The sequence below is a fragment of the Streptomyces sp. NRRL B-24572 genome (assembly GCF_002156145.1).
GTDB lineage: Bacteria > Actinomycetota > Actinomycetes > Streptomycetales > Streptomycetaceae > Streptomyces > Streptomyces vietnamensis.
Map to the genome: position 1 here is coordinate 238 of NZ_MWIG01000232.1, position 18,205 is coordinate 18,442.

At 70.7% G+C, this 18,205-nt stretch carries 16 protein-coding genes; 9 read left to right on the plus strand and 7 right to left on the minus strand.

Annotated elements, in window-relative coordinates; translation table 11 throughout:
• Both CCN56_RS14365 and CCN56_RS14370 read right to left on the minus strand, forming a co-directional pair.
• On the minus strand, positions 1–459 hold a 459-nt coding region (locus tag CCN56_RS14365; RefSeq protein ID WP_306300605.1), incomplete at its 3' end, for a sigma factor.
• 420 nt (positions 460–879) lie between these two features.
• Positions 880–1,821 carry an HAD family phosphatase gene (locus CCN56_RS14370; RefSeq protein WP_086827052.1) on the minus strand — a complete coding sequence of 314 codons (942 nt, stop codon included), beginning with the start codon at positions 1,819–1,821 and terminating at the stop codon, positions 880–882.
• A 104-nt stretch (positions 1,822–1,925) separates the two neighbouring features.
• On the opposite strand from CCN56_RS14370, the gene CCN56_RS14375 reads away from it, so the two are divergent.
• The 6 genes from CCN56_RS14375 to hemB all read left to right on the plus strand — a co-directional run bounded on the left by CCN56_RS14375 (position 1,926) and on the right by hemB (position 8,497).
• The gene (locus tag CCN56_RS14375) at positions 1,926–2,213 is read left to right on the plus strand and encodes a glutaredoxin family protein (RefSeq protein WP_086827027.1); all 288 of its coding nucleotides are present in this window, start codon (positions 1,926–1,928) and stop codon (positions 2,211–2,213) included.
• 272 nt (positions 2,214–2,485) lie between these two features.
• Positions 2,486–3,286, plus strand: coding sequence for a redox-sensing transcriptional repressor Rex (locus CCN56_RS14380; RefSeq protein WP_086827029.1), 801 nt, complete (start codon positions 2,486–2,488; stop codon positions 3,284–3,286).
• Positions 3,283–4,638: a glutamyl-tRNA reductase gene (locus CCN56_RS14385; protein ID WP_086827032.1), complete on the plus strand. Its 1,356-nt coding sequence runs from the start codon at positions 3,283–3,285 to the stop codon at positions 4,636–4,638. Before CCN56_RS14380 ends, CCN56_RS14385 begins: the two co-directional genes overlap by 4 nt.
• A complete protein-coding gene (gene hemC, locus CCN56_RS14390) occupies positions 4,635–5,621 on the plus strand; it encodes a hydroxymethylbilane synthase (RefSeq protein ID WP_086827034.1) in 987 nt (328 codons plus the stop codon). The genes CCN56_RS14385 and hemC overlap by 4 nt, the downstream gene beginning before the upstream one ends.
• A complete protein-coding gene (locus CCN56_RS14395; protein ID WP_086827036.1) occupies positions 5,618–7,288 on the plus strand; it encodes a uroporphyrinogen-III synthase in 1,671 nt (556 codons plus the stop codon). Before hemC ends, CCN56_RS14395 begins: the two co-directional genes overlap by 4 nt.
• 213 nt (positions 7,289–7,501) lie before the next feature.
• A complete protein-coding gene (hemB, locus tag CCN56_RS14400) occupies positions 7,502–8,497 on the plus strand; it encodes a porphobilinogen synthase (RefSeq protein ID WP_086827038.1) in 996 nt (331 codons plus the stop codon).
• A 3-nt stretch (positions 8,498–8,500) separates the two neighbouring features.
• Here the strand turns inward: hemB and CCN56_RS14405 are convergent, their stop codons facing one another.
• Positions 8,501–9,361: a DUF4253 domain-containing protein gene (locus CCN56_RS14405; RefSeq protein WP_086827039.1), complete on the minus strand. Its 861-nt coding sequence runs from the start codon at positions 9,359–9,361 to the stop codon at positions 8,501–8,503.
• A 107-nt stretch (positions 9,362–9,468) separates the two neighbouring features.
• On the opposite strand from CCN56_RS14405, the gene CCN56_RS14410 reads away from it, so the two are divergent.
• Positions 9,469–9,738, plus strand: a complete 270-nt coding sequence (locus CCN56_RS14410) for a DUF1876 domain-containing protein (protein ID WP_086827054.1) — start codon at positions 9,469–9,471, stop codon at positions 9,736–9,738.
• Between the two features lie 57 nt (positions 9,739–9,795).
• Here CCN56_RS14410 and argS read toward each other — a convergent pair whose 3' ends face one another.
• A complete protein-coding gene (gene argS, locus CCN56_RS14415; protein ID WP_086827041.1) occupies positions 9,796–11,565 on the minus strand; it encodes an arginine--tRNA ligase in 1,770 nt (589 codons plus the stop codon).
• 118 nt (positions 11,566–11,683) lie between these two features.
• On the opposite strand from argS, the gene lysS reads away from it, so the two are divergent.
• Positions 11,684–13,462, plus strand: a complete 1,779-nt coding sequence (lysS, locus tag CCN56_RS14420) for a lysine--tRNA ligase (protein WP_179199843.1) — start codon at positions 11,684–11,686, stop codon at positions 13,460–13,462.
• Positions 13,463–13,704: 242 nt separating this feature from the next.
• Here the strand turns inward: lysS and CCN56_RS14425 are convergent, their stop codons facing one another.
• The 3 genes from CCN56_RS14425 to CCN56_RS14435 all read right to left on the minus strand — a co-directional run bounded on the left by CCN56_RS14425 (position 13,705) and on the right by CCN56_RS14435 (position 16,798).
• Complete coding sequence (locus tag CCN56_RS14425; protein ID WP_086827044.1) at positions 13,705–14,952, minus strand: DUF2637 domain-containing protein; 1,248 nt, start codon at positions 14,950–14,952, stop codon at positions 13,705–13,707.
• Between the two features lie 120 nt (positions 14,953–15,072).
• Positions 15,073–15,819, minus strand: a complete 747-nt coding sequence (locus CCN56_RS14430; protein WP_086827046.1) for a DUF3558 domain-containing protein — start codon at positions 15,817–15,819, stop codon at positions 15,073–15,075.
• 91 nt (positions 15,820–15,910) lie between these two features.
• The gene (locus tag CCN56_RS14435; protein WP_086827048.1) at positions 15,911–16,798 is read right to left on the minus strand and encodes a hypothetical protein; all 888 of its coding nucleotides are present in this window, start codon (positions 16,796–16,798) and stop codon (positions 15,911–15,913) included.
• A gap of 174 nt (positions 16,799–16,972) precedes the next feature.
• Here CCN56_RS14435 and CCN56_RS14440 point away from each other — a divergent pair, with 174 nt between their 5' ends.
• Positions 16,973–18,166 carry an RtcB family protein gene (locus tag CCN56_RS14440; RefSeq protein ID WP_086827050.1) on the plus strand — a complete coding sequence of 398 codons (1,194 nt, stop codon included), beginning with the start codon at positions 16,973–16,975 and terminating at the stop codon, positions 18,164–18,166.
• The last annotated feature ends 39 nt before the right edge of the window (positions 18,167–18,205 follow it).

An 18,205-nucleotide genomic window follows, 5' to 3' on the forward strand; every position in this document is an offset into this window, starting at 1 on the left:
GGCGCCGAAGTCGCGGCCCTGCCAGGTGAAGGTGGAGATCCGGCGCAGGGCGCGCAGGAAGGTCTCGCTGGTGAGGTCCTCCGCCGTCGCCTTCCCGCCGACGCGGTAGTAGATGTAGCGGTAGACCGTGTCGCTGTACTGGTCGTACAGGCGACCGAAGGCCTCGGCCTCGCCCGCCTGGGCGCGCTCGACGAGGTCCATCATGCGGGCGCTGTCACTGTCCGCGGTGGGGCGGCGGGCGGTGGTCGAGGTTCCGGAGCCGGAGCGGGCGCCCCGTCTGCTCACGGCGGCGCCGCCCTCGGCCAGGGCGTAGCAAGGGCCGGCGGGTGCCGGTGCGGCGAAGGCGAAGGCGGGGACAGGGCCGGCGTACGCGGTGGGGACGAAGCCGCGCAAGTGGTCGAGGACCGTTGCGCGCAGCGTAGCCAGGCCCGAGGTGTCAACCCCGACGTGTGGGTACACGGGACTCCCAGAGGCAGAGCTTCCATCACGTGCAGTGCGGGACCGTTCACCCGTCGTGGCGACGTGAGGGGTCCTTTGTGCGTCTGAGGAGAATAACGCTTCGTACAGGCAGCACTACACCCAGTTGCTCAAATCACCGATTACGTCGTTTCCATTACCGCTTGTAGTCGCATCAAGTCGCAGTTCGTGACCGGTTGTTGATCGGTTTGCTTCCGAGTGTGATTGCGCGGGCGATGCGTTGTGCTCAAGTGCGGGACGGGTGAGTGAACGGGGCCGCTGCGGGGTAAGGAGGGCGGAATGCCCGGGAGTCGACCTGTGCGGTGCTGTTCGACCACGGACGGGTGAGCCCGCCTGGTCCGGGGTTGTCGCAGATGATCGCAGCCGAAACGTATCGGCAGGGCCCTTCCGGGCGGGGCGGCGTCAGTGGCGGCGGCGGTGCAGGGCGACCGCGGCGGCGGTGCCGCCGGCCAGCGCGCCCAGGCCCGCGGCGGCGGGGATGCCGACCTTGGCGGCCTTGCGGCCGGTCCGGTAGTCGCGCAGCCGCCAGTCCCGGTCCTTCGCGTACTTGCGGAGCTTGGTGTCCGGGTTGATCGCGTACGGGTGTCCCACGAGCGACAGCATCGGGATGTCGTTGTGCGAGTCGCTGTACGCGGCGCAGCGGCTCAGGTCGAGCTCCTCGGCGGCGGCGAGGGCCCGTACCGCCTCGGCCTTGGCCGGTCCGTGCAGGGGCTCGCCGACCAGCTTGCCCGTGTAGACGCCGTCGATCGACTCCGCGACCGTGCCGAGCGCGCCGGTCAGGCCGAGCCTGCGGGCGATGATCGTGGCCGTCTCGACCGGGGCGGCCGTGACCAGCCAGACCTTCTGGCCGGCGTCCAGGTGGGCCTGGGCGAGGCCGCGGGTGCCCGGCCAGATGCGGTCGGCCATGTACTCGTCGTAGATCTCCTCGCCGATCGACATCAGTTCGGAGACGCGGTGGCCCTTGACGATGGACAGGGCGCTGTCGCGGGCGTCCTGCATGTGCTCGGGGTCCTCGACGCCGGCGAGCCGGAACCAGGCCTGCTGCCAGGCGAAGCGCGCGAGTTCGCGGCGCTGGAAGAACTTCCGCTTGTACAGGCCGCGACCGAAGTGGAAGATCGCGGCGCCCTGCATCACGGTGTTGTCGAGATCGAAGAAGGCGGCGGCCCGCACGTCCCCGACGACCGGGAACTCGGGCTCGGCGGCCTCGGTGGCGGCGGCCTCCTCGCGCTCCTGTTCCAGCTGGAGCGAGGACTTGCGCGCCGCCTCGGCGGCGGCCTCGCCTGCGAGGACGCTGCGCGCGGTGGCGGAGCGCCTACGGGGGGTGAGCCATCCCAGAGCGGCCATGCCGTTGAGCATAGCCAGTCTGTTCGGTACTTCCCGACTTGTGAGGTCGCCGGTGTGTGAACAGTGGGGGACTCCCCTGTTACCCGGCGCGCAGAATGGACGCCATGTTCGGACGTGCGAAGAAGAAGGACGCCGCGGCGAAGAAGGACCCCGCCTCGCGGACCGTGACGCTGATCGGCAAGCCGGGGTGTCATCTCTGCGACGACGCCCGCGCGGTGATCGAGGCCGTGTGCGCGGAGACCGGAGCATCCTGGGAGGAGAAGGACATCACCCGGGACGAGGAGCTCCACCGGGCGTACTGGGAGCAGATCCCCGTGGTCCTCATCGACGGCGAGCAGCACACCTTCTGGCGTGTGGACGCCGGACGGCTCCGGCGCGAACTGGGTGCCTGACCGAAAGCCGGTTACCATCATGGACGTTTTGTTGGGTTTCGGGGGCGGCATCGTGAGGAGAGTGTGCGGCTTTGCCCCCTTCGGGATCTCAACGCGCTGACACGCTCCGCGGTTCCACGACGACAGGAACCGGCCGCGTGACCCCGGTCACTTTGGGCGGACAAAACGGACACCATCTTTGTGCACGCGTTCACAAAGACATAGCCTGCATTCGACGGGGCGGTCTTGTGACGTACGGCCGCCTGCAGCCCCGCTCATCCCGCAGGAGCACCGTGGCAACTGGCCGAACTCACCGACCGGCGACCCGTAGCCGAGGAATTCCCGAGGCCACCGTCGCCCGGCTTCCGCTGTATCTGCGCGCACTCACCGCGCTCTCGGAGCGCTCCGTACCCACGGTCTCCTCCGAGGAGCTCGCGGCCGCGGCGGGGGTCAACTCCGCGAAGCTGCGCAAGGACTTCAGCTACCTCGGCTCGTACGGCACCCGCGGTGTCGGCTACGACGTCGAGTACCTCGTCTACCAGATCTCCCGGGAGCTGGGGCTCACCCAGGACTGGCCCGTCGTCATCGTCGGCATCGGCAACCTCGGCGCCGCCCTCGCCGGCTACGGCGGCTTCGCCTCCCGCGGCTTCCGCGTCGCCGCGCTCATCGACGCCGACCCCGCCATGACCGGCAAGCCGGTCGCCGGGATCCCCGTCCAGCACAGCGACGACCTCGAGAAGATCATCAGCGAGGACGGCGTCTCCATCGGCGTCATCGCGACCCCGGCCGGCGTCGCCCAGCAGGTCTGCGACCGCCTCGTCGCCGCCGGAGTCACCTCCATCCTGAACTTCGCCCCGACCGTGCTCTCCGTGCCCGACGGCGTCGACGTGCGCAAGGTCGACCTCTCCATCGAGCTGCAGATCCTCGCCTTCCACGAGCAGCGCAAGGCCGGCGAGGAGACGAGCGCCGAGGAGGGCCCCGACGCGGTCGCCGAGCCCGAGCCCGTCGTCGTACCGCCGGCTCCCCGTGGCACCACGGGCACCACCGGTCGCAAGGGACCCGACGGGGACGTCCCCGCGGTGATGCCGGCATGAGCCTTCTCGTCGTCGGACTGAGCCACCGCAGCGCCCCGGTCTCCATCCTGGAGCGGGCCTCGCTGTCGGCGGACACCCAGGCCAAGCTCCTCCAGGACACCCTCGCCGCCGAACCGGCCGCCGAGGCCACCGTCCTGGCCACCTGCAACCGCATCGAGCTCTACGCCGACGTGGACAAGTTCCACGCCGGGGTCGCCGAGCTGTCCACGCTGCTCGCGCAGCACAGCGGCGTCGGCCTGGACGAGCTCACTCCTTATCTCTATGTGCACTACGAGGACCGGGCCGTCCACCACCTCTTCTCGGTGGCCTGCGGGCTCGACTCCATGGTCGTCGGCGAGGGCCAGATCCTCGGCCAGATCAAGGACACCCTCGCCCTCGGCCAGGACCTCCACACCGCGGGACGCCTCCTCAACGACCTGTTCCAGCAGGCCCTGAGGGTCGGCAAGCGCGCCCACAGCGAGACCGGGATCGACCGGGCCGGGCAGTCGCTCGTCACCTTCGGCCTGGAGCAGCTCGCCCAGGACGCGGACGTCGAGACCTGGTCCAAGGGCAAGAAGGCCCTCGTCATCGGCGCCGGTTCGATGTCCTCGCTCGCCGCCGCCACGCTCGCGCGCTCCGGCGTCTCCGAGATCGTCATCGCCAACCGCACCCTGACCCGCGCCGAGCGGCTCGCGCAGATCCTGAACGAGCCCGGGGGAACGGGAGTGGCCGCACGCGCGGTCGAGATGGTTGCCGTCGGCGACGAACTGACACGTGCCGACGTCGTCGTCTCCTGCACCGGCGCCACCGGACTCGTCCTCACCGGCGAGGCCGTCGAGGACGCCACGCGCGGACGCCGCGACCCGCTCTTCCTCCTCGACCTCGCCATGCCCCGCGACATCGACGCCGCCGCCCACCGCATCCCCGGTGTCCGGCTCGTCGACATCGAATCGCTCGCCGAGGCCTCCGCCGACGCGCCCATGGCCGCCGACGTCGACCAGGTGCGCGGCATCGTCTCCGACGAGGTCGCCGCCTTCGGCGCCGCCCAGCGCGCCGCCCACATCACCCCGACCGTCGTCGCCCTGCGCACCATGGCCGCCGAAGTGGTCGCGGGCGAGATCGCCCGCCTCGAAGGCCGCCTCCCCGGCCTCGACGACAAGCAGCGCGCCGAGATCACCCAGACCGTGCGCCGCGTCGTCGACAAGCTCCTGCACGCGCCGACCGTGCGGGTCAAGCAGCTGGCCAGCGAGCCCGGCGGCGCCGGGTACGCGGACGCGCTGCGGACACTCTTCGACCTCGACCCGGAGACGGTCGCTTCCGTCAGCCGGGCCGACCTGAATGACGCCGACGTCAAGAACCGAGGGCGAGTATGACCGAGAGGGCACTGAGGCTCGGGACCAGGCGCAGCAAGCTCGCCATGGCCCAGTCCGGGCACGTGGCCGACGCCGTCCGGCAGCTGACCGGCCGGCCCGTCGAGCTCGTGGAGATCACGACGTACGGGGACACCTCCCGGGAGCACCTCGCGCAGATCGGCGGCACCGGCGTCTTCGTCGCCGCGCTCCGTGACGCGCTGCTCGCCGGCGAGGTGGACTTCGCCGTGCACTCCCTGAAGGACCTGCCGACCGCACAGCACCCCGACCTGGTGCTGGCCGCGATCCCGCCGCGCGAGGACCCGCGCGACGTACTGATCGCGGGGGAGGGCCTCACGCTGGGCACGCTGCCCCAGGGCGCGCGCGTCGGCACCGGCTCCCCGCGCAGGATGGCGCAGCTCCACGCGTACGCACGCGACCACGGCCTCGACATCACCTGCGTCCCCATCCGCGGCAACGTCGACACCCGCGTCGGCTACGTCCGCAAGGGCGAGCTGGACGCGGTCGTCCTGGCCGCGGCCGGACTCAACCGCATCGGCGGGACCGACGAGCTCCTCGGCGGCCTGACCGCCGAGCCGCTGTCCGTCGACACCGTCCTGCCCGCCCCCGGCCAGGGGGCCCTGGCCGTCGAATGCCTGGCGTCGAACACCGAACTCGTCGCCGCGCTCGCGCCCCTCGATGACCCGCACACGCGGGCCGCCGTGGCCGCCGAGCGATCCCTGCTCGCCGCCCTGGAGGCCGGCTGCTCCGCACCCGTGGGTGCGCTGGCCGACCTGCTGGCCGACGACCCCGGTCACGGGCAGGTTGTCACCGAAATGCGCCTGCGCGGCGTCGTCGGCACCACCGACGGCTCGACGCTGGTGCAGCTGTCCACCACCGGACCCGTACCCACCTCGCACGACGAGGCCCTGGCGCTCGGACGCGAACTCGCGGACGAGATGCTCGCCAAGGGTGCGGCCGGTCTTATGGGGGAGCGAGCACTTTGAGCCCCACCAGCCCGACCACCAGCCCCCTGTCCCCGGCCTTCGCGGGCCATGGGCACGTCACGTTCCTCGGCGCAGGCCCGGGTGACCCCGGACTCCTGACCCTCAGGGCCGTCGAAGCCCTCGCGGGGGCGGACGTCCTGATCGCCGAGCCGGAGGTGCTCGAGGTCGTTCGCGGCCATGCGCGCGTGGGGGTGAGCACGCCTGAGCTGACGGTCGTTGACGAGACGTCAACAACCGCCGGTGTCCCCGTGTTGAGGGATGCCGCCAATCTTGTCATGGAGGCCGCGCGGGGCGGCAGGCGGGTCGTCCGTGCGGTGACCGGCGACCCCGGCCTCGACGGGAACGCGGGCGCCGAGATGCTCGCCTGCGCCGCCGAGGGCATCCCCTTCGAGGTCGTCCCCGGCGTCGCCACCGCCGTCGGCGTGCCCGCCTACGCCGGTGTCCCGCTGCGCGACGCGCAGGGCACCGACGTGCGCTTCGTCGACGCCCGCACCGCCGACGAGCGGTGCTGGACCGAGGTCGGTGCCTCGGACGGGACCGTCGTCGTCTCCACGTCCCTCGACTCGGTCGCCGCGGCGGCCGGTGAGCTGGTGGCGGCTGGCCGTAAGCCGGACACCCCGCTCACCGTGACCATCGCCGGTACGACGACCCGCCAGCGGACCTGGAACGCGACCCTCGGGACGATCGCCCAGGTCTTCAAGCAGGGCAAGGTCCTCCCCTCGCCCGAGGGCCACCGGCCGGTCATAGCCGTGGTCGGCGAGCGCAGCGCCCCGGCGCAGCGGGACCAGCTGTCGTGGTTCGAGTCGAAGCCGCTCTTCGGGTGGCGGGTCCTCGTGCCGCGCACCAAGGAGCAGGCCGCGTCGCTCTCCGACCAGCTGCGTTCGTACGGCGCGGTGCCGCACGAGGTGCCGACCATCGCCGTCGAGCCGCCGCGCACCCCGCAGCAGATGGAGCGGGCGGTCAAGGGGCTCGTCACCGGACGCTACGAGTGGATCGCCTTCACCTCCGTGAACGCGGTGAAGGCCGTACGGGAGAAGTTCGAGGAGTACGGGCTCGACGCCCGCGCCTTCGCCGGGATCAAGGTCGCGGCGGTGGGCGAGCAGACCGCGGCGGCTCTGGTGGACTTCGGTGTGAAGCCGGACCTCGTGCCGTCGGGTGAGCAGTCGGCCGCTGGTCTCCTTGAGGACTGGCCGCCGTACGACCCCGTCTTCGACCCGATCGACCGCGTCTTCCTGCCGCGCGCCGACATCGCGACCGAGACGCTGGTCGCGGGCCTGATCGAGCTCGGGTGGGAGGTCGACGACGTCACCGCCTACCGGACGGTGCGCGCGTCGCCGCCGCCGGCGGACACGCGGGAGGCGATCAAGGGCGGCGGGTTCGACGCCGTTCTGTTCACGTCGTCCTCCACCGTGCGGAACCTGGTCGGCATCGCCGGCAAGCCGCACAACGTGACGGTCATCGCCTGCATCGGGCCCGCCACGGCGAAGACCGCCGAGGAGCACGGGCTGCGGGTCGACGTCCTCTCGCCGGAGCCGTCCGTCCACAAGCTCGCCGAGGCCCTTGCGGACTTCGGTCTCCGGCGGCGGGAGGCGGCGCTGGAGGCGGGGGATCCGGTGACGCGGCCGAGTGAGCGGAGGCCGGGGGCGCGGAGGCGTCGGACGACGTAGCGGTTTTGTGGGGTGCGGGTCCGGCTTTCGGGCCCGCACCCCGCGCCGTTGTGGGCGGCGCCCCGCCCGTTGTGGGCCTGCGCCCCGCCGGGCGCGGGCCCACACGGCGGCGGGCGCTGGTCCGCGCGGCGGCGGGGCGTCGCCCCGTACGGGCGTGGGGCGGCAACAAAGTGTCGGTAAATGCACTCGTGCCGCGGGCGTAGCCTCGGATTCATGAACTCGTACGGATCCTTTCCCGGGGCCCGCCCGCGGCGGCTGCGGACGACGCCTGCCATGCGCCGGATGGTGGCCGAGACCCGGCTGCATCCCGCCGACCTGATCCTGCCCGCGTTCGTGCGCGAGGGGATCACCGAGCCCGTCCCGATCGAGGCCATGCCCGGAGTCGTGCAGCACACGCGGGACACCCTGCGGAAGGCCGCCGTGGAGGCGCTGGAGGCCGGGGTCTCCGGGATCATGCTCTTCGGCGTGCCGGAAGACGCCAAGAAGGACGGCGCCGGGACGGCCGGCACCGACCCCGACGGGATCCTCCAGGTCGCCATCCGCGACGTGAAGGCCGAGGTCGGCGACGAGCTCATCATCATGTCCGACCTGTGCCTCGACGAGTTCACCGACCACGGCCACTGCGGCGTCCTGGACGCCGAGGGCCGCGTCGACAACGACGCCACGCTGGAACGTTACGCCGAGATGGCGCAGGTCCAGGCCGACGCCGGCGTCCACGTCGTGGGCCCCTCCGGGATGATGGACGGCCAGGTCGGGGTCGTCCGCGACGCCCTGGACACCATCGGCAAGGAGGACGTGGCGATCCTGGCCTATACGGCCAAGTACTCGTCCGCCTTCTACGGGCCCTTCCGCGAGGCCGTCGGCTCCTCCCTCAAGGGCGACCGCAAGACCTACCAGCAGGACCCCGCCAACCTCCGCGAGTCGATGCGCGAGCTGGCGCTCGACCTGGAGGAGGGCGCGGACATGGTGATGGTGAAGCCCGCGGGCCCGTACCTCGATGTGCTCGCGAAGGTCGCCGCGTCCGTCGACGTGCCCGTCGCCGCCTACCAGATCAGTGGTGAGTACTCGATGGTCGAGGCCGCGGCCGAGAAGGGCTGGATCGACCGCGACAAGGCGATCATGGAGACCCTCACCGGCATCCGCCGCGCCGGCGCCCAGATGATCCTCACCTACTGGGCCACCGAGGCCGCCCGGAGCCTGCGCGGCTAGGTCCTAGTCCCACCAGAAGCTCCACACCGGGGCGTCCAGGAGAGCCTTCTCGGCGTACTCGCGCAGGCTGTCGTAGCTCCCCTGCGTGATGTTGTCCGGGCAGAACGCGAAGTGTTCCGCCGCCACCGCCTCGGCCTCCTCCGGAGTCCGGGGCGGCGCCGCCACCGAGACCACCAGCTGGTCGAAGGTCAGCGCGACGACCCGGGCGCCGAAACGGTCCTCCCAGGAGCGCAGCACCGCACACAGGCGGGCCACGTCGTTCTCGTGGTTCAGCGGCCCGCCCCAGCCGATGACCGCCGGTATGTCGGCGCTGCGCCGGGCCGGGACCAGGGCCGGGCGGGCTTCGTCCAGCCAGAAACCCGGCTCCGTCAGCATCTCCGCGACCGTGGCCGCCGCCCGGTCCGGGTCCGTGGCCAGGGGCTGCGCCGGGGCCAGGCCCGGCCAGCCGGTGGTGAAGGGCGCGACGATCTCCGCGTACTCCGGCTGCTTGCCGAACAGGTCCTCGACCGCGGAGGTCACCCGGGGGTCCCGCCCCTCCTCCGGCGTCTCCGAGGCCGCGTAGTACTCCCAGAACCCGGCCAGGACCTCGTCCGCCTCGTGGTCCGCCGGGTCGCTCATCCGCTGCGGCTCCAGCTCCCACTCGTCCAGGTGCCGGTTGACGTCCAGCAGCACCGGCAGCAGACCCGCCGTCCGCGCCGCCGGGCGCAGCGCCGCCCATGCCGTGGGGCCCGCCGGTCCGTCTCCCGACCAGAGGTACGGGGCGTCCGCCGGGCCCGTGACCGTGCCCGGCGGCAGGTCGAGGCCCAGGGAACGGCCGGTCGGATCGGACGCGAGCACGGGCAGCTGGTTCGGGATCATCGCCATGATCAGAACGTACGGGGCGCCACTGACAACGAGTGGTGGGGCAGCACTCCGCAGCGCACCCTGGAGAGGTAGCCGACAGGTCCTCGGTGGAGGTGGTCCTGATGACGATGCACACGCTTGTCGGATGGCATGTGGAGATGGAGTTCAAGGAGGAAGGTGACCGGACGCGGGCCGCGGCCATGGTCCGGCTCTCCGACGGCACCGAGTTCCGGGCCCACGGCACCGCGAACCGGCACCCGTCCGATCCGGACCAGCTGCGCGTGGGCGAGGAGATCGCCGGCGCCCGGGCCCTCATGGACCTCGCCTCACAGCTGCTCCAGAAGGCCCACAAGGAGATCGACGAGGTGTCCGGCCGGACCTCGCACCCCATCCGGTGATCCGGTACGGCGAAGCCCCCGGCACGCGGTCGTGACGGGGGCCTCGCCTTCGGTGCCTCAGAGGCGCTCGGGCGTCCGGATGCCGAGCAGCGCCATGCCCTGGTGCAGCGTGCGGGCCGTCAGGTCGATCAGGAACAGCCGGTTTTCCTTCTGCTCCTGCGTGTCCGCCTTCAGGACCGGGCACTGGTCGTAGAACGCGGTCAGGTGCGAGGCCAGCTGGTAGAGGTACGCGGCCAGCTTGTGCGGCGCGTACTCCTCCGCCACCTCGGCGACCGCAGCGCCGAACTGGTCCAGGTGCAGACCGAGCGCGCGCTCGGCCGGGGCCAGCTCCAGCTCCGGGTGGGCCGTCGGCACGGCGTCGCCGGCGTTCCGCTTGATCGACTGGATACGCGCGTACGCGTACTGGATGTACACCGACGTGTCGCCGTTCAGCGACACCATCTGGTCCAGGTCGAACTTGTAGTCGCGCACGGCGGAGGTCGACAGGTCGGCGTACTTCACCGCGCCGATGCCGATCTGCGCGCCGTTCTCGACGATCTCCTGCTCGGTGAGGGCGATCTTGTCGTTGTTCTTCTCGCGCACGACCTCGGTCGCCCGGCCGATCGCCTCGTCGAGGAGGTCCACGAGGCGGACCGTCTCGCCCTCACGGGTCTTGAACGGCTTGCCGTCCTTGCCGAGGACCGTGCCGAACGCCAGCTGGAACGCCTTCACCTCGTCGTTCAGCCAGCCCGCCCGGCGGGCCGTCTCGAAGACCATCTTGAAGTGCAGCGACTGGCGGGCGTCCACCACGTACAGCAGGGAGGTCGCCTTCAGGTTCTGCACCCGGTCGCGGATCGCGGACAGGTCCGTCGCCGCGTACCCGAAGCCGCCGTCGGACTTCTGGACGATCAGCGGCACCGGGTTGCCGTCCGGGCCCTTCACGTCGTCGAAGAACACGCACAGCGCACCCTCGGAGCGGACGGCGACGCCCGACTCCTCCAGGATCCGGCAGGTCTCCTGCAGCATGTCGTTGTACCCGGACTCGCCGACGACGTCGCCGTCCCGGATGTCCATGTCCAGCTTGTCGAAGACCGAGTAGAAGTAGATCTTCGACTCGTCGACGAACCGCTGCCAGAGGGCCAGGGTCTGCTCGTCGCCCGCCTGGAGGTCCACGACCCGGGCACGCGCCCGCGTCTTGAACTCCTCGTCGGAGTCGAACAGGGCCCGCGAGGCCTTGTACAGCCGGTTCAGGTTCGACATGGCCTCCTCGCCGGAGACCTCCGCCTCCGAGGAGTGGTCCAGCTCGTGCGGGTGCTCGATCAGGAACTGGATGAGCATGCCGAACTGGGTGCCCCAGTCGCCGATGTGGTGGCGCCGGACCACCGTCTCGCCGGTGAACTCCAGGATCTCGACCATCGCCGCGCCGATCACGGCCGACCGCAGGTGGCCGACGTGCATCTCCTTCGCCACGTTCGGCTGGGCGTAGTCGATGACCGTCGTGCCCGCCGACTCGTTGAACGGCACGCCGAGGCGCGCGTCCGCCGCACGGGCCGCGAGGGTGTCGATGATCGCCGAGTCCGTCACCGTGATGTTCAGGAAGCCGGGGCCCGAGACCTCGATCTCCTTCAGCACGTCATTGGCCGGGATCGCCTCGACGACCTTCGTCGCCAGCTCACGCGGATTGCCCTTGAGCTGCTTGGCCAGCGCCAGGATGCCGTTGGCCTGGAAGTCGGCCCGGTCGCTTCGTCGCAGCAGCGGGTCGGCGGACGCGGCGTCCGGCAGAGCCGCCGAGAGGCCGTCCGCGAGGCGCTGCTGCACGGTCGAAGCGAGGGAAGGGACCGAGGCCATGAGCTTCCGTTCCTGTTGAGTCCGTCAGGTCTAATTCGCTTGTCAAGTGTCCCATGACGGCGCAACGTGATTTCCCCGCCTGTGGACAACCTCCGAGAGTGTCGTCACGTCTGGGAGAATGGCTCACGTAGGGCTGTCAGGCAGAAACCCGCTCAGGAAGAAGGACGTACCGACCGTGGCTCAGAGCAGCACCGAGACCGACTGGGTCTCCCGTTTCGCGGACGAGGTCATCGCCGAGTCGGAGCGACGTGCGCCTGGCAAACCGGTCGTCGTCGCCTCCGGCCTCTCCCCGTCCGGCCCGATCCACCTCGGCAACCTCCGCGAGGTCATGACCCCGCACCTGGTCGCCGACGAGATCCGCCGCCGCGGGTACGAGGTCCGGCACCTCATCTCCTGGGACGACTACGACCGCTACCGCAAGGTGCCGAACGGCATCGAGGGCATCGACGCGTCCTGGGCCGAGCACATCGGCAAGCCGCTGACCTCCGTCCCGGCCCCCGCCGGCTCGCCCCACCCCAACTGGGCCGAGCACTTCAAGGCCGCCATGGTCGAGTCGCTCGCCGAGCTGGGCGTCGAGTACGACCCGATCAGCCAGACCGAGCAGTACACCGCCGGTACGTACCGCGAGCAGATCCTGCACGCGATGAAGCACCGCGGCGACATCGACGCCATCCTCGACCAGTACCGGACGAAGAAGGCCCCGAAGAAGCAGTCCCAGAAGCCCGTCGACGAGGCCGAGCTGGAGGCCGAGGAGGGCTCCGGCGCCGCCGCCGAGGACGACGGCTCCGGCGGCGCCTCCGGCTACTTCCCGTACAAGCCCTACTGCGGCCGGTGCGAGAAGGACCTGACGACCGTCACCTCGTACGACGACGAGACCACCGAGCTCGCCTACACCTGCACCAGCTGCGGCTTCGCCGAGACCGTCAAGCTCAGCGAGTTCAACCGCGGCAAGCTGGTCTGGAAGGTCGACTGGCCCATGCGCTGGGCCTACGAGGGCGTCATCTTCGAGCCCTCCGGCGTCGACCACTCCTCGCCCGGCTCCTCGTTCCAGGTCGGCGGCCAGATCGTCCGCATCTTCGACGGCGTCCAGCCCATCGGCCCCATGTACGCCTTCGTCGGCATCAGCGGCATGGCCAAGATGTCCTCCTCGAAGGGCGGCGTGCCCACCGCGGCCGACGCCCTGAAGATCATGGAGCCCCAGCTCCTGCGCTGGCTCTACGCCCGCCGCAGGCCCAACCAGTCCTTCAAGATCGCCTTCGACCAGGAGATCCAGCGGCTGTACGACGAGTGGGACAAGCTGGAGGCCAAGGTCGCCGACGGCTCCGCCCTGCCGGCGGACGCGGCGGCGCACTCCCGTGCCGCCCGCACCGCCGCCGGCGAGCTGCCGCGCACCCCGCGCCCGCTCCCGTACCGCACGCTCGCCTCCGTCATGGACATCACCGCCGGACACGACGAGCAGACCCTGCGGATCCTGACCGAACTCGACCCCGAGAACCCGGTCACCACCCTCGACGAGGTCCGCCCGCGCCTCGACCGCGCCGAGAACTGGATCACCAACCAGGTCCCGGCCGACCAGCGCACCATCGTCCGCGACGAGCCCGACACCGAGCTCCTCGGCACCCTGGACGACGAGGGCCGCGAGTCGCTCCGCCTCCTCCTGGACGGCCTCGACACCCACTGGTCGCTCGACGGGCTCACCACCCTCGTCTACGGCGTCCCGAAGGTCATGGCCGGCCTCGACCCCGAGGCCAAGCCGACGCCCGAGCTGAAGCTCGCCCAGCGCGCCTTCTTCGCCCTGCTCTACAAGCTCCTCGTCAGCCGCGAGACGGGCCCGCGCCTGCCCACGCTGCTGCTCGCGGTGGGTGCGGAGCGGGTGCGCAAGCTGCTCGGCGCGTAGCAACCGGAGGCTCGGGGCCGGGCCGCACGTCGACGGACGGAGTCCGGCGCAGCCGACCGAAGCCCGAGAGGCCCCCTGGGCCGAGCGGTGCGAGAGCGGCGTGGGGGAGGGGTCGGGCCCGCGCCTGCCCACGCTGCTGCTCGCAGTGGGCGCGCAAGCTGCTCGGTGCCTGAGCGTGTGACCTGAGCATGTGAAAGGGCCGCCACCCGGATCCGGGTGGCGGCCCTTTCACATGCGTCTTCCTACGGGGTGTCCATCTCGGCCCTCGCCTGCTGGACCCGCTCCTGCGCGGCCGGCACCGCCTGCCGCAGCAGGTCGAGCTCGGTCTCGGGGAACTCCGGGAGGCCGTACTGCTCGGCCACCAGACGCGCCAGCTCGGCCTCGGCCGGGAACTCGTCGTGCTCGATCACGTACGAACCCATGACCTTGTAGACGACGTCCTCGAACTCGTCGTTCCGCGGCTCCGGCTGCTCCACGTACTCCGGGTACTCGACGAACTCCTCCGGGCCCGCCGGAGGAACGTCCTCCGGTCCCTGCGGCACCGGGACCGGCATGGGCTCCAGGCCCTCCACGATCTGCGGGTTGTACGTGCCCTCGTACGACTCCGGGGAGACCTGCGAGGCGTCGAACCACGGGCTCTCGTGATTCACCGGCCCCACCGGGCCCTGCCCCTGGGCCGGAACCGGCACCTGCGCCTGCGTCTGCGCCGGGACCTGCGCCTGTGCCGGCAGCGCCGCCGGCTGGGCCTGCGCGACCGCCATCGGCTGCTGCTGCGCCTGGGGCTCCGGAGGGAGTACGGCCGGTTCGATGCCCGCCGCAGCCAGACCCGCCGGGGACGTCTCCGCCAGCGGAACCCCGTACCGGGCCAGCCGCAGCGGCATCAGCGCCTCCACCGGAGCCTTGCGCCGCCAGCCCCGCCCGAAGCGCGCCTGCAGCCGGGCCTGGTAGATCAGACGTTCCTGCTCCAGCTTGATGACCTGCTCGTACGAACGCAGCTCCCACAGCTTCATCCGCCGCCACAGCCGGAACGTCGGCACCGGCGACAGCAGCCAGCGGGTGATACGGACGCCCTCCATGTGCTTGTCCGCCGTGATGTCCGCGATCCGGCCCACGGCGTGCCGCGCGGCCTCCACGGCCACCACGAACAGCACCGGGATCACCGCGTGCATCCCCACGCCCAGCGGATCCGGCCATGCCGCCGCACCGTTGAACGCGATCGTCGCGGCCGTCAGCACCCACGCCGTCTGACGCAGCAGCGGGAACGGGATCCGCAGCCAGGTCAGCAGCAGATCCAGCGCGAGCAGCACACAGATGCCCGCGTCGATGCCGATCGGGAAGAAGTACGAGAAGGTACCGAAACCCTTTTGGAGAGCGAGCTCGCGCACGGCGGCGTACGAACCCGCGAAACCGATCCCCGCGATGATCAGCGCACCGCCGATGACGAGGCCGATGAGTATTCGGTGTGTGCGATTCAGCTGCATCGCGGCCACCCGCGATCCCCTCCCGTCATTCGACATCCGGCGCGCACAGACTGGCACATGCGCACGGAGCCCGGCCCTCGGGGGAGGGACGGGCTCCGTGCGAATATGCCATTCCGCGCCGGGTTGTGACTACTTGTTGGCCGTGGCGACCGCCGCGACGGCCTCCTTGGCGGCCTTGATCGCACCGTTCGTCACGGTCTTCTCCGACGGGGTGTCGGCGCCCGCGTAACCGGCACCGTTGTACGACAGCAGCACCAGCACATTGCCCGTACGCGCCACGATCGACGTGTACACGAAGTCCTCGTCCGTCTTCCGCAGCTGGTACGTGACCGTCTTCGCCTCGTCGCCGATGCCCGTCGCCTCGACCGTCCGCAGCTTCTTCGCACCCGGCGTCTGCTGGACCTTGGCCAGCTCCTTCGCCAGGTTCTCCTGCGCACGATCCTGACCGCTGCCCAGCACCGCATCGGATTCGTACCGGTAGAACGACACGTCCAGCCAGCGGTACTGCGAGCCCTCCACGCCCTTGTCCTCAAGGCCGTTCCAGGAGCAGCCGCCGCGGCTGGCCAGGTCGCTGGAGGCCGCCGGCGTGCCGTTCTTCGTCTTCGCCTTGGGCACCAGCGACGCCGTCGTCTTCGACGAGATCGACTTGCACACCTCGGGCAGCTTCGCGAACCTCGCCGGCTCGACCGTCTTCGTCGACTGCGACGGCGAGGGCGTCACGGACGCCGATGCGGACGCGTTGCCCTGCCCCTCCGCCTTGCCGGAGCCGCCGGAGTCACCGGAGTCCGAAGAGCAGCCGGCGGCGACGAGCATCACCGGGACGGCGGCGCAGGCGAGTATGCGGGTGAGTCGCGTTCGCTGAGCTGATCGCTGCATGGTTCCTTCAGTCGCTTGTCGTACGGCCACGGCCACGGGTACGCCGACACGTTACGTGGTCGCCGTCCGCTCACGGAGCGGAGGCGGACCGCTACTCCTCCAGCCGATCGGCGAGCTGCCGGGCCAGATTCCGGGCCTTTTCCTGCAGTTCCGCACTGTCGGGAGCCTCGGCGGATCCCGTCGTCTGCTCCTGGTACGAGACCGTCACGATCACGTTCGATGTGCGGAACACCACGCTTACGGCCCGCTGATGACCGTTCGCACCGACCGTGCTGAGGACGTCGTCGACGTACGCGACGTCCCCGAGACCGTCGAGGACGCGGGGCTCGAGACCGGTCGAGGTGGCGGTCGGGCCGGTGGAGGGAGCGCCCGTCGACGGCTTGCCCGACGGGGCGGTGGTCGTGGCGCCGGCGGCCGGCTTGCCCGCGGCCGAGGGGGTCCCCGTCGGCGTCCCGGTCGGCGAGGGCGGGGCCGTGGGCGAGGGCGGGGCCGTGGGCGGCACCGGGATGCCCACGGCGAGCTGCTTGCGGACGTACACCTCCTGCGCCCGGTCGTCGTCGCTCACCGCCGCGTCGTACGAGACCACCCGCTCGATGTCGAGGGACAGCCGGTGCGAGGTGTCCGGGGTGTCGGCCTTCCACGTGCAGCCGACGCGCCGGTCGGTGTCGTACGTGACGGCCGCGACGCCCCGGTACGCCTTCTCGCGCTCGGCGTCGGGCAGGGCGGCGGCGCCCGGGAGCAGGTCCTTGAGGGTGGCCTGCGCGACGGCGCCGCAGGGCTCGAAGAGGGTGCGGTAGCGGCCGGGGGGCGCGACGGGGGCGGCGGCCTGGCCGGCCTTGGCGTCGACGGCGATGTCGTCGGCGGGGGTGCCCGCGGAGCACGCGGTGAGGCCGGCCCCCAGGCCGAGGCCGAGTGCGAGGGCGACGGCGGTGCGCGCCGTGGACCCGGTGCGGCCGGGTGCGTACCTCTTTCGCTGCACGGTCCCAGGCTCCCTTCACCCGAAGTCTTTCCCGAAAACTGTTTGCCGCGCGAACCCGGCCGGTGGACACAATGTCTATCGCACACGCAGCCGTTGATGCCGGTCCGCTGTCACCTGTACGGGCTTTGGCTCCGGTTTTTGCGTTATCAGGCTTTTCGGGGGAATCGAGGAAGTATGTCGTACGTAGAGGTGCCGGGCGCGAAAGTACCGATCAGGATGTGGGCCGACCCCGCGTCGGTCGAGGGCGGCGCCATGCAGCAGTTGCAGAACGTGGCGACGCTGCCGTGGATCAAGGGCCTGGCCGTGATGCCGGACGTGCACTACGGCAAGGGCGCGACCGTCGGTTCGGTGATCGCGATGCGGGGTGCGGTCTGCCCGGCGGCGGTCGGTGTGGACATCGGCTGCGGGATGTCGGCGGTCAAGACGTCCCTGACGGCGAACGACCTGCCGGGCGACCTGTCGCGCCTGCGGTCGAAGATCGAGCAGGCGATTCCGGTGGGGCGGGGGATGCATCGGGAGATGGTGGACCCGAAGCGGCTGTACCAGTTCCCGACGGCGGGGTGGGACGACTTCTGGTCGCGGTTCGACGGGGTCGCGGACGCGGTGAAGTTCCGGCGGGAGCGGGCTTCTTTGCAAATGGGGACACTCGGAGCCGGCAACCACTTTGCGGAACTTTGTGTTGATATGTCCGATTCGGTGTGGCTCATGTTGCACTCTGGCTCTCGGAACATCGGCAAGGAGTTGGCGGAGTTTCACATCGGTGAAGCGCAGAAGTTGCCGCACAATCAAGGGCTCGTCGACCGCGATCTGGCGGTGTTCGTCGCGGACACCCCGCAGATGGCGGCCTACCGGCACGATCTGTACTGGGCGCAGGAGTATGCGAAGTACAACCGCGCGATCATGATGGCCCTGTTCCAAGAGGTCGTCCGCCGGGAGTTCCGCAAGGCCCGGGTGACCTTCGAGCCGGTGATCTCCTGCCACCACAACTACGTGGCGGAGGAGCGGTACGAGGGCATGGACCTGCTGGTCACGCGGAAGGGTGCGATCCGGGCCGGTTCCGGGGAGTTCGGGATCATTCCGGGCTCGATGGGCACGGGCTCGTACATCGTGAAGGGCCTGGGGAACGCGGCGTCCTTCAACTCGGCCTCGCACGGTGCCGGCCGGAAGATGAGCCGGAGCGCGGCCAAGCGGCGCTTCTCGACGAAGGACCTGGAGGAGCAGACGCGGGGCGTGGAGTGCCGCAAGGACTCCGGTGTCGTGGACGAGATCCCGGGCGCCTACAAGTCGATCGAGCAGGTGATCGACCGGCAGCGGGATCTGGTGGAGGTCGTCGCCAAGCTGAAGCAGGTCATCTGCGTGAAGGGCTGAGGCGTTCCCTGCGGGGGTCTTCGAGGGGGTTTCGGTGGC